The organism is Streptomyces sp. NPDC020731, from assembly GCF_044334705.1.
In the GTDB taxonomy this organism is placed as follows: domain Bacteria; phylum Actinomycetota; class Actinomycetes; order Streptomycetales; family Streptomycetaceae; genus Streptomyces.
Window position 1 is genome coordinate 1 of sequence record NZ_JBIRTN010000003.1, and the last position, 8718, is coordinate 8718.

At 72.7% G+C, this 8718-nt stretch carries 9 protein-coding genes; 6 read left to right on the top strand and 3 right to left on the bottom strand.

Annotated elements, in window-relative coordinates; genetic code table 11:
• The 4 genes from ACH4VX_RS05020 to ACH4VX_RS05035 all read left to right on the top strand — a co-directional run.
• The coding region (locus ACH4VX_RS05020; protein ID WP_398366293.1) for an alpha-glucosidase C-terminal domain-containing protein at nucleotides 1–135 on the top strand (135 nt) is incomplete at its 5' end.
• A 28-nt stretch (nucleotides 136–163) separates the two neighbouring features.
• The gene (locus ACH4VX_RS05025; protein ID WP_398365943.1) at nucleotides 164–1522 is read left to right on the top strand and encodes a maltokinase; all 1359 of its coding nucleotides are present in this window, start codon (nucleotides 164–166) and stop codon (nucleotides 1520–1522) included.
• A 4-nt stretch (nucleotides 1523–1526) separates the two neighbouring features.
• On the top strand, nucleotides 1527–3752 hold the full coding sequence (gene glgB, locus ACH4VX_RS05030) for a 1,4-alpha-glucan branching enzyme (RefSeq protein ID WP_398365944.1): 2226 nt from the start codon (nucleotides 1527–1529) through the stop codon (nucleotides 3750–3752).
• A 109-nt stretch (nucleotides 3753–3861) separates the two neighbouring features.
• On the top strand, nucleotides 3862–4983 hold the full coding sequence (locus ACH4VX_RS05035) for a glutamate--cysteine ligase (RefSeq protein ID WP_398365945.1): 1122 nt from the start codon (nucleotides 3862–3864) through the stop codon (nucleotides 4981–4983).
• 6 nt (nucleotides 4984–4989) lie between these two features.
• On the opposite strand, the gene ACH4VX_RS05040 is transcribed toward ACH4VX_RS05035, so the two are convergent.
• On the bottom strand, nucleotides 4990–5223 hold the full coding sequence (locus tag ACH4VX_RS05040; protein WP_398366294.1) for a DUF6480 family protein: 234 nt from the start codon (nucleotides 5221–5223) through the stop codon (nucleotides 4990–4992).
• Between the two features lie 153 nt (nucleotides 5224–5376).
• Between ACH4VX_RS05040 and ACH4VX_RS05045 the strand changes: the two genes are divergently transcribed.
• Nucleotides 5377–7281: an AMP-dependent synthetase/ligase gene (locus ACH4VX_RS05045; RefSeq protein ID WP_398365946.1), complete on the top strand. Its 1905-nt coding sequence runs from the start codon at nucleotides 5377–5379 to the stop codon at nucleotides 7279–7281.
• A 162-nt stretch (nucleotides 7282–7443) separates the two neighbouring features.
• Nucleotides 7444–7878, top strand: a complete 435-nt coding sequence (locus ACH4VX_RS05050; protein ID WP_085573630.1) for an ATP-binding protein — start codon at nucleotides 7444–7446, stop codon at nucleotides 7876–7878.
• 2 nt (nucleotides 7879–7880) lie between these two features.
• Here ACH4VX_RS05050 and ACH4VX_RS05055 read toward each other — a convergent pair whose 3' ends face one another.
• Together ACH4VX_RS05055 and ACH4VX_RS05060 are read right to left on the bottom strand one after the other, a co-directional pair.
• The gene (locus ACH4VX_RS05055) at nucleotides 7881–8312 is read right to left on the bottom strand and encodes an ATP-binding protein (RefSeq protein ID WP_398365947.1); all 432 of its coding nucleotides are present in this window, start codon (nucleotides 8310–8312) and stop codon (nucleotides 7881–7883) included.
• Nucleotides 8309–8680 carry a PRC-barrel domain-containing protein gene (locus ACH4VX_RS05060; protein WP_398365948.1) on the bottom strand — a complete coding sequence of 124 codons (372 nt, stop codon included), beginning with the start codon at nucleotides 8678–8680 and terminating at the stop codon, nucleotides 8309–8311. Before ACH4VX_RS05060 ends, ACH4VX_RS05055 begins: the two co-directional genes overlap by 4 nt.
• Between the last annotated feature and the right edge of the window lie 38 nt (nucleotides 8681–8718).

Here is an 8718-nt window from a genome sequence, read left to right on the forward strand (position 1 = left end):
CACCCGGTCGAGCTGTTCGGCGGGGTGCGCTTCCCGGCCGTCGGCGAACTGCCGTATCTGCTGACCCTCGGGGGCCACGGCTTCTACTGGTTCCGGCTCACCCGAGCCGCATCCCGCCTCGGCCGACGACTGTGAGCGTGTGCCGGGGAGAGGAGGCGTCACCATGACGAAGACCGCGTTCCTGCGGCCGCGAAGCGCGCCCGCCGAGCCCATGGAGTCGCTCGCCGGGCTGCTGCGCGAGTGGCTGCCGCTGCAGCGCTGGTTCGCCGGCAAGGACCGGCCCGTCGCCGACCTCGGTGTGCTGTCGATGACGGAGCTGTTCCCGGGCTGTCTGCACATGCTGGTGCACGCCGGTCACGGAGGTGTGCCCGCTCCCGGCGGCACGATTCCGGCCGGTGACTGCTACCAGCTCCTCCTCGGCGTACGGGAGCATCCCTCGCCACGGCTCGGCAAGGCACTCATCGGCAGGGTGCTGGACGGCCGGCTGGACGGACTGACGGTCTACGACGCCCTTCACGACCCGCGCACCGCCCAGCTGCTCCTGGAGCGGCTGCGCCACCCCGGCGCGGCGGGCCCGCTGCGTTTCGAGTGCGACGGGTCCCAGCAGGTGCCCGCCGGACTGGTGCCGCGCCTGATGACCGCCGAGCAGTCCAACTCCTCGCTGGTGTACGGCGACGAGTACATCCTGAAGGTGTTCCGGCGCATCCAGCCCGGTGTCAATCCGGACCTGGAGGTGCCCGGGGCGCTCGTCCGGCAGGGCTGCCACCGGGTGCCCGCCCCGGTCGCCTGGCTGCACACCACGCATCCGTTCAAGGCGACGCTCGGCGTGCTCCAGCCGTATCTGCGCAACGCCTCCGACGGCTGGACCCTGGCCCTCGACGCGCTCGCCGCCGGCGACGACTTCACCGCGCAGTCGCACGCCCTCGGCCGGGCCACGGCGGACGTCCATCTGGCGCTGTCCTCGGCGTTCCCCATCGGCGCGCCGGGCGAGAACGGGCGGACGGCGGCGGCGATGACCGAGCGGCTGACCGCCGCGGCGCACGCCGTCCCCGCGCTCCAGCCGTTCGTGCCGGGGCTGCGGGCCGCCTTCGCCGCCCTGGCCACCTGCGACGCCGGGCCGCCCGCCCAGCGCATCCACGGCGACCTGCACCTGGGGCAGGTGCTGCGGGCGGGACGCGAGTGGTTCGTCATCGACTTCGAGGGCGAGCCGTCCCGGCCGCTCTCCGAACGGCGCAGCGCCCACTCCCCCGTGCGGGACATCGCCGGGATGCTGCGCTCCTTCGACTACGCCGCCCGCCAGCGCCGCCCCTGGCGCCCGGAGTGGGCGCGCCGCTGCCGTGAGGCCTACTGCGCGGGCTACGCCGCCCGTGCCGGCTGGGACCCACGCAAGAAGCACGGCCTGCTCCGCGCCTACGAGACGGACCGGGCCGTGTACGAGGTGCTGTACGAGGCCCGGCACCGACCCGACTGGCTGCCCGTACCCATGGCGGCGATCGAGCGCCTCGCCGTGAGAGGAGACTGAAGCCGTGGCCCTGCGTGACACCCCGCTTCCCGAGTCGGCCGGGCCCGTCCCGTCCGCCACCGCACCCCCCGGTGCGGCACCCGCCCTCGACCCGACCGACAGGGGGCGCCTGCTGGCGGGCGCCCACCACGATCCGCACGCGCTGCTCGGCGCCCGTCCGGTGCCCGGCGGGATCGCCGTCCGCGCCCTGCGCCCGTTCGCCCGTGAGGTGGACGTGGTCGTCGACGGCGCGCGCACCCCGCTCGTCCCGGAGGGTGACGGCCTCTTCTCCGGCGTACTGCCGCTGGACGCGGTCCCCGCGTACACGCTGGCGGTGGCCTACGGCGACGACGAGGCCGTCGAGACGCACGATCCGTACCGGTTCCTGCCCGCGCTCGGCGAGTTCGACCTGCACCTGATCGGCGAGGGCCGGCACGAGGAGCTGTGGACGGCGCTCGGCGCGCACCCGATGACCCACCAGGGCGTCACCGGCACCCGCTTCACGGTGTGGGCGCCGAACGCGCAGGGGGTGCGGGTCGCCGCCGACTTCACCCACTGGGACGGCACGGCGTTCCCGATGCGCTCGCTCGGCTCGTCCGGGGTGTGGGAGCTGTTCCTGCCCGGTGTCGGCGAGGGCACCCGCTACAAGTTCGAGATCCACTCCCGCTACGGCCACCGGTTCCTCAAGGCCGACCCGATGGCGCGGCGCACGGAGGCGCCGCCGAACACGGCGTCCGTGGTGACGGCCTCGCACTACGAGTGGGGTGACGCCGAGTGGTTCGCGCGGCGGGCCGAAGTGCCCGTGCACGAGGCGCCGTTCTCGGTGTACGAGGTGCACCTGCCGTCCTGGCGGCCGGGTCTGACGTGCCGTCAGCTCGCCGAGCAGCTCCCCGCGTACGTCAAGGACCTCGGCTTCACCCACGTCGAGCTGATGCCGGTCGCCGAGCATCCCTTCGGAGGCTCCTGGGGCTACCAGGTCACCGGGTTCTACGCGCCCACGGCCCGCCTCGGCACCCCGGACGACTTCAGGTACCTGGTCGACGCCCTGCACCGGGCCGGGATCGGCGTGATCATGGACTGGGTGCCGGCGCACTTCCCGAAGGACGACTGGGCGCTGGCCCGGTTCGACGGGGATCCGCTGTACGAGCCCGGGGACTCCCGGCGCGCGGAGCACCCCGACTGGGGGACGTACACCTTCGACTTCGCCCGCACCGAGGTGCGCAACTTCCTGGTCGCGAACGCCGTGTACTGGTGCCAGGAGTTCCACATCGACGGGCTGCGGGTGGACGCGGTGGCCTCCATGCTCTACCTGGACTACTCGCGCGAGGACGGCGGGTGGGAGCCGAACGCGTACGGCGGCCGGGAGGACCTGGCGGCGATGGCGTTCCTGCAGGAGATGAACGCGACCGTGTACCGGCGCTGCCCCGGGGTGGTGACGATCGCGGAGGAGTCCACGGCGTGGGGCGGGGTGACCCGGCCGACCGACACCGGCGGCCTCGGGTTCGGCTTCAAGTGGAACATGGGCTGGATGCACGACTCGCTGGAGTACGTGTCCCACGAGCCGGTGCACCGCAAGTACCACCACCACGAGATGACGTTCGCGATGGTGTACGCCTACAGCGAGAACTACGTACTGCCCATCTCGCACGACGAGGTGGTGCACGGCAAGCAGGCGCTGGTGTCGAAGATGCCGGGCGACTGGTGGCAGCGGCGCGCCAACATGCGTGCCTATCTCGGTTTCATGTGGGCCCATCCAGGCAAGCAACTGCTCTTCATGGGGCAGGAGTTCGCCCAGGGGGCCGAATGGTCCGAGAAGCAGGGCCCCGAGTGGTGGCTGCTCGACGAGGGCTACCACTCCGCGGGAGACCACCGCGGGGTGCGGGACCTGGTGCGCGACCTCAACGTCCGCTACCGGGCGACCCCGGCGCTGTGGCAGCGCGACACCGACCCGTCCGGCTTCCGGTGGGTGTCGGTCGACGCGGCCGACGACAACGTCTTCGCGTTCCTGCGGTACGACACCGGGGGCCGGCCGCTGCTCGCGGTGTCGAACTTCTCCCCCGTGGTCCGCCGCGACCACCCGCTCGTCGTCGGCGACGACGTGATCGCCTGGCAGGAGGTCCTCAACACCGACGCCGCGCACTACGGCGGCGGGGACGTCACGAACCCGGACCCGGTCAAGCCCGAGGACGGCACCGTCCGGCTCACGCTGCCACCGCTCGCGACGATGTGGCTGACGCCGGTCGCCCCCTGAGAGTCCGGTGCCGCCGCCAGGTGTCCGATGCCCTCGCCGGGGCATTCGGGGTCGTACGGCCGAGGGCTTCTCGGCGTCGTCGCGGCAGGTCACAGAAGGGCGGCAACAGGTGCGCACCGTCGGAGTGGAGGAGGAGCTCCTCCTGGTCGATCCGGAGAGCGGCGAACCGCGGGCGATGTCCGCGGCGGTACTCGCCCGGGCCGCCCGGGACGGCGCGGAACAGGACGTCTTCGAGAAGGAACTGCACGAGCAGATGCTGGAGTTCGCCACGCATCCGCAGTCCTCGATGGAAAGCCTGCACGCGGAGATCGTCCGCTGCCGCGAGGAGGCCGCCGGGCACGCCGGGGAGATCGGCTGCGCCGTCGCCGCCCTCGCCACCTCGCCGCTGCCGGTGAGCCCGTCCATCGGCGTCAACCGGCGGTACCGGTGGATGGAGGAGCAGTACGGCATAGCCACCCGGGAACAGCTCGTCATGGGCTGCCACGTCCATGTGTCCGTCGAGTCCGACGAGGAGGGCGTGGGGGTCCTGGACCGGCTGCGGCCCTGGCTGACGGTGCTGGCGGCGCTGAGCACGAACTCGCCGTTCTGGCAGGGCAAGGAGACGGGGTACAGCAGCTACCGCAGCCGGGTCTGGCAGCGCTGGCCGTCGGCCGGTCCGGCCGAGCCGTTCGGCTCGGCCGAGCGCTACCACCGGCGGGTCGCCGACATGGTGGCCACCGGCGTCATCCTCGACGAGAAGATGGTCTACTTCGACGCCCGGCTGTCCCAGCAGTACCCGACGGTGGAGATCCGCGTCTCCGACGTCTGTCTGCACGCGGAGACGGCGGGGCTGATCGCCACCCTCGCCCGCGGGCTGGTGGAGACCGCGGCACGCGAGTGGCGGGCCGGCCGGGAGCCGGTGGACCCCGGCGTCAGCCTGCTCCGGCTGGCCGCCTGGCAGGCGGCCCGGTCGGGGCTGACGGGCGAGCTGCTCCACCCGGAGACCACGCGCCGCATGCCGGCCGAGGCGGTCGTACGCGGCCTCCTCGACCACACCGCCGAGGCCCTGGAGGCCACCGGCGACCTGGAGCGCGCCCGTGAGGGCTGCGCACGGCTGCTGCGCGACGGCAACGGGGCGCAGGTTCAGCGCGCCCTGCTGGAACGCACGGGCAGCCTGAGGGACGTCGTCACGGAGTGCGTACGGCACACCCAGGGGGTGGCGGGGCGTACGGGGTCCGCTCCTCGTGGGTAGGGGGCGTCAGAGGATGAGGATGATGGCGTAGACCAGGAAGAACGCCGCGATCAGCACCACGAGGACGAGGATCGCGGCCAGCGGGCCCTTGGCCCAGCCCTTGGTCGGGTTGTGCGTCTCCCGGGGGCCCGCCTCGGGCATGCTGCTCTCCGCGGGCGGGGTCTCACCCGGGGGTACGCCGCCGCCCGGTTCGAGGCCGGTGCTGCGTTCCGGTTCGGGATCTGGATTGACGTAACTCATGCCGTCCGGGTCCCCCGAAAGCGCCGAGATCATCAGTGCGGACACACTTGTCGCGATCCCGGCGCGGGGGCGCTCCGGCTCGGCTACATTCAGGCACCGCCGATGACGGTGCCCATCGGCCGGGTCACACCCCGCACACGTCAGGAGCAGTGCATGCGCGACCTCGCTCTCGCTCCCCCGTCCGCCTCGCCCCTGACCGGCGGTCTCGCCGACAGCCTCTTCGAGACGGCGGCCGAGAGCCCCGCCCTGCCGATGCTCGCCCGCCGCACCCGTCCGGCCTCCGCCACCTGGGAGCGGATCACCGCCGTCGAGTTCCGCGACGAGGTCGTCGCCGTGGCCAAGGGCCTGGTGGCGTCCGGGGTCTCGCCCGGCATGCGGGTGGCGATCATGGCGCGCACCCGCTACGAGTGGACTCTCCTGGGCCACGCCCTGTGGACGGTGGGCGCCGAGGTCGTCCCCATCCATCCGACCTCCGCGCGCGAGCAGGTGGAGTGGATCCTGAGGGAATCCGGCTGTGTGGCCGTGCTGGTGGAGGACGAGCAGGGCGTGATGACCGTCGGGTCCGTGTGCGCCGCGCTGCCGCGGCTGCGGCACGTCTGGCAACTGGACGCGGGCGCGCTGGACCAGCTGGTGGCGCGCGGCGAGTTCATCCCGGCGGCCACGGTCGACTCGCTGCGCCGCATCGTCCTGCCGGACTCCACGGCCGTCGTCGCCTACACCTCCGGTACGTCCGGCCACGCCATGGGCTGCGCGCTGAGCCACCGCGGCCTGGCCTTCATGAGCGACACCCTGCTGGCGGGCTGGGGCCACGTCACGGCACCCCCCGGTGAGCAGGGCGCCGTCCTCGCCTTCCTGCCCTTCTCCCACGTCTACGGTCTGATGATCCAGGTGCTGTGCGTGCGCGGCGGGCTGCTGATGGGGCACGAACCCGACATCGGCGGGGAGGCCCTGTCCTCGGCCCTGCGCACCTTCCGGCCCACCTATCTGTACGCCGTCCCGTCGCTGCTGGAGAAGATCTACAAGAACTTCCTGCGCGCGGCGCAGCTGTCGGGCCGCGGCGCCCTGTTCGAGCGGGCGGCCGGCACGGCACGGGACTTCGCCGCCGCGCTGGAGCGGCAGCGGCTGGGCCGCGGCTCCGGGCCGGGCCTCGATCTGCGGCTGCAGCACGCCCTGTACGAGCGCACGGTCTACCGCAGGCTGCGGGCCGCGCTGGGCGGCCGGGTGCTGCGCGCCACCTCCGGGGGTTCGACGCTCAACCGCGACCTGTCCCTCTTCTACGAGGGGATCGGCATCTACGTCCACGACGGTTACGGGCTCACCGAGACCAGCGGCGGGGTGACGATGCAGCCGTTCGGGCGGGAGAAGTCCGGCACCGTCGGGCAGGCGCTGCCGGGCACCGGGATCCAGGTGGCCGACGACGGGGAGATCCTGGTGCGCGGGCCGTCGGTGTTCCAGGGGTACGTGGGGGACGAGGCCGCCACCCGGGCCGTGCTGCGCGGCGGCTGGCTGGCCACCGGCGATCTGGGCCGGCTGGACGCCGAGGGCTACCTCACGATCACCGGCCGCAAGAAGGACATCATCATCACGAGCAGCGGCAAGAGCGTGGCGCCGACGGCCCTGGAGCAGCGGCTGCGGATGCACCCGCTGGTCCATCAGGCCGTCGTCGTGGGCGACAACCGGCCGTGTGTGGGCGCCCTGATCACGCTGGACCCGGAGTTCCTCAACGACTGGCGGGCGGCGCTGTCCCTGCCGGGCGACGCGCCGGCCCGGGAGGCGCGGGAGGAGAACGCGCTGCGGGAGGAGGTCGCGCGGGCGGTCGCCGCGGCCAACAGCAGTGTGTCGCGCTCGGAGTCGATCCGGGTGTTCCGGGTGCTGCCCGAGCCGTTCGACGTGGCCAACGGGCTGCTGACGCCGTCGATGAAGCTGCGCCGGGACGAGATCGTGCGGCGCTACGCGCTGGAGATCGACGCGATGTACCAGTCGCGGACGCGTCCGGGGCGGACGCCGGCCATGGACGAGCCGTCCGCCTGGGACGACTCCGACAACGTCTTCCGCTGAGCGCCCGGGGAGGGCGGGGAGCCGCTGCCGGTCGGTGACGGGTTTGTCACCGGCCGGGTACGGGCATGCGGGCGCGTAGGCTCCGCCCGCGCGGGAACCCACAGTTCGAGGGATGCAGAAGCGAGAACGACTGCCCCGCGACGACGGGGCCTGGAAGGCGAGATGGCACGCGAGCCGCGTAGGGACAGGACACTGGCTGCCGAGGACATCACGAGCCGCATCGCCAGCTTCCCGGGGGAGCTGCACGATGTGACGGACGCACGCCTGGTCGCGGAGGAGTTCCTCTTCGATCTGGCCCGTGTGTCGGCGCCATCGGCCCCCGAGCACTGGGACGACATCCTCCTGGTGGTCACGGAGCTGGCCGCCAACGCGGTCCAGTACGCTCCGGGGCCGTTCCAGCTGCGTCTGCGCAGAACGTTCGACGGCGTGCACGTGGTGATGCACGACACCAGCACCACCGAGCCGGCCCCGCGCCCCTTCCACCCCAACCGCGGCGGCGGCGGTATCGGCTGGCACCTGATCCACACGCTGTGCGATCAGGTCAGCGTCGTCGGCAACGACCAGGGCAAGGACATCCACGTCTTCCTGCCCTGGTGAACCTACGGCGGCGCGTCGCGCAGGGGGACGAACACGCTGATGGTCTTGCCGCCGCCGGGGCGCCTGCGGACGTCGATGTCCCGGGCCAGCCGGATCACCAGGGGCCAGCCGTAACCGCTGCCGCGGTGCACGGCCGGCAGGGCGCCGGTTCCGCCGGCGGCCTCGGGGATGACATCGCTGTGGTCGTGGACGGCTATCCGTACGCCCTCCCCCGTCGTCCGCGCGTCGAAGCCGGCCAGTCCGGCGCCGTGCCGGATGGCGTTGGTGACCAGCTCCGACACGACGAGCGAGAGGTCGATCATGTCCTGCTGGTGCGGGGTGCGGCCCTCGGAGTCCCAGCGCGCCCGCACCGTCGCCTCGGCGTGCGCCCGCGCGCCGGCCGCGCTGCGCACCCCCGTGCCGTCGGCCGGACGCGTCCGTCGCGCGGTGTTCACCCGGTGGGGTTCCCACGCGGCGGCAGCCGGTGGTAGTGGTCACCGACCGCGGTGAGATAGGCGGGGTCCATGGTCTCGCTGTCGGTGTGGAACCGGGGCGCCGCCTTCACCTCGGCCCTGGTGCAGTCCAACGTCACCTGCCGTTCCCCGGCGTGGACGTCCGCGACGACGCCGACCGGCACCAGGAGGCTGCGGCCGAACACCCACACTCCGGTGTCGACGACGAGGTGCCGCATGCCGTGGTGGTCGGCCTGCCGGTCCACATGGCCGATGGTGCCGTCGCTCGCGACGACGGTGTAGCCCGTGAGGTCCTGCTCCTGGACATGGTCCAGGTCCGGCGCGTATGACCAGATGCTGTCGATGGGCACTGCTCCTTGCCTCCCCGGTGACGACGGATCCCCTGGGC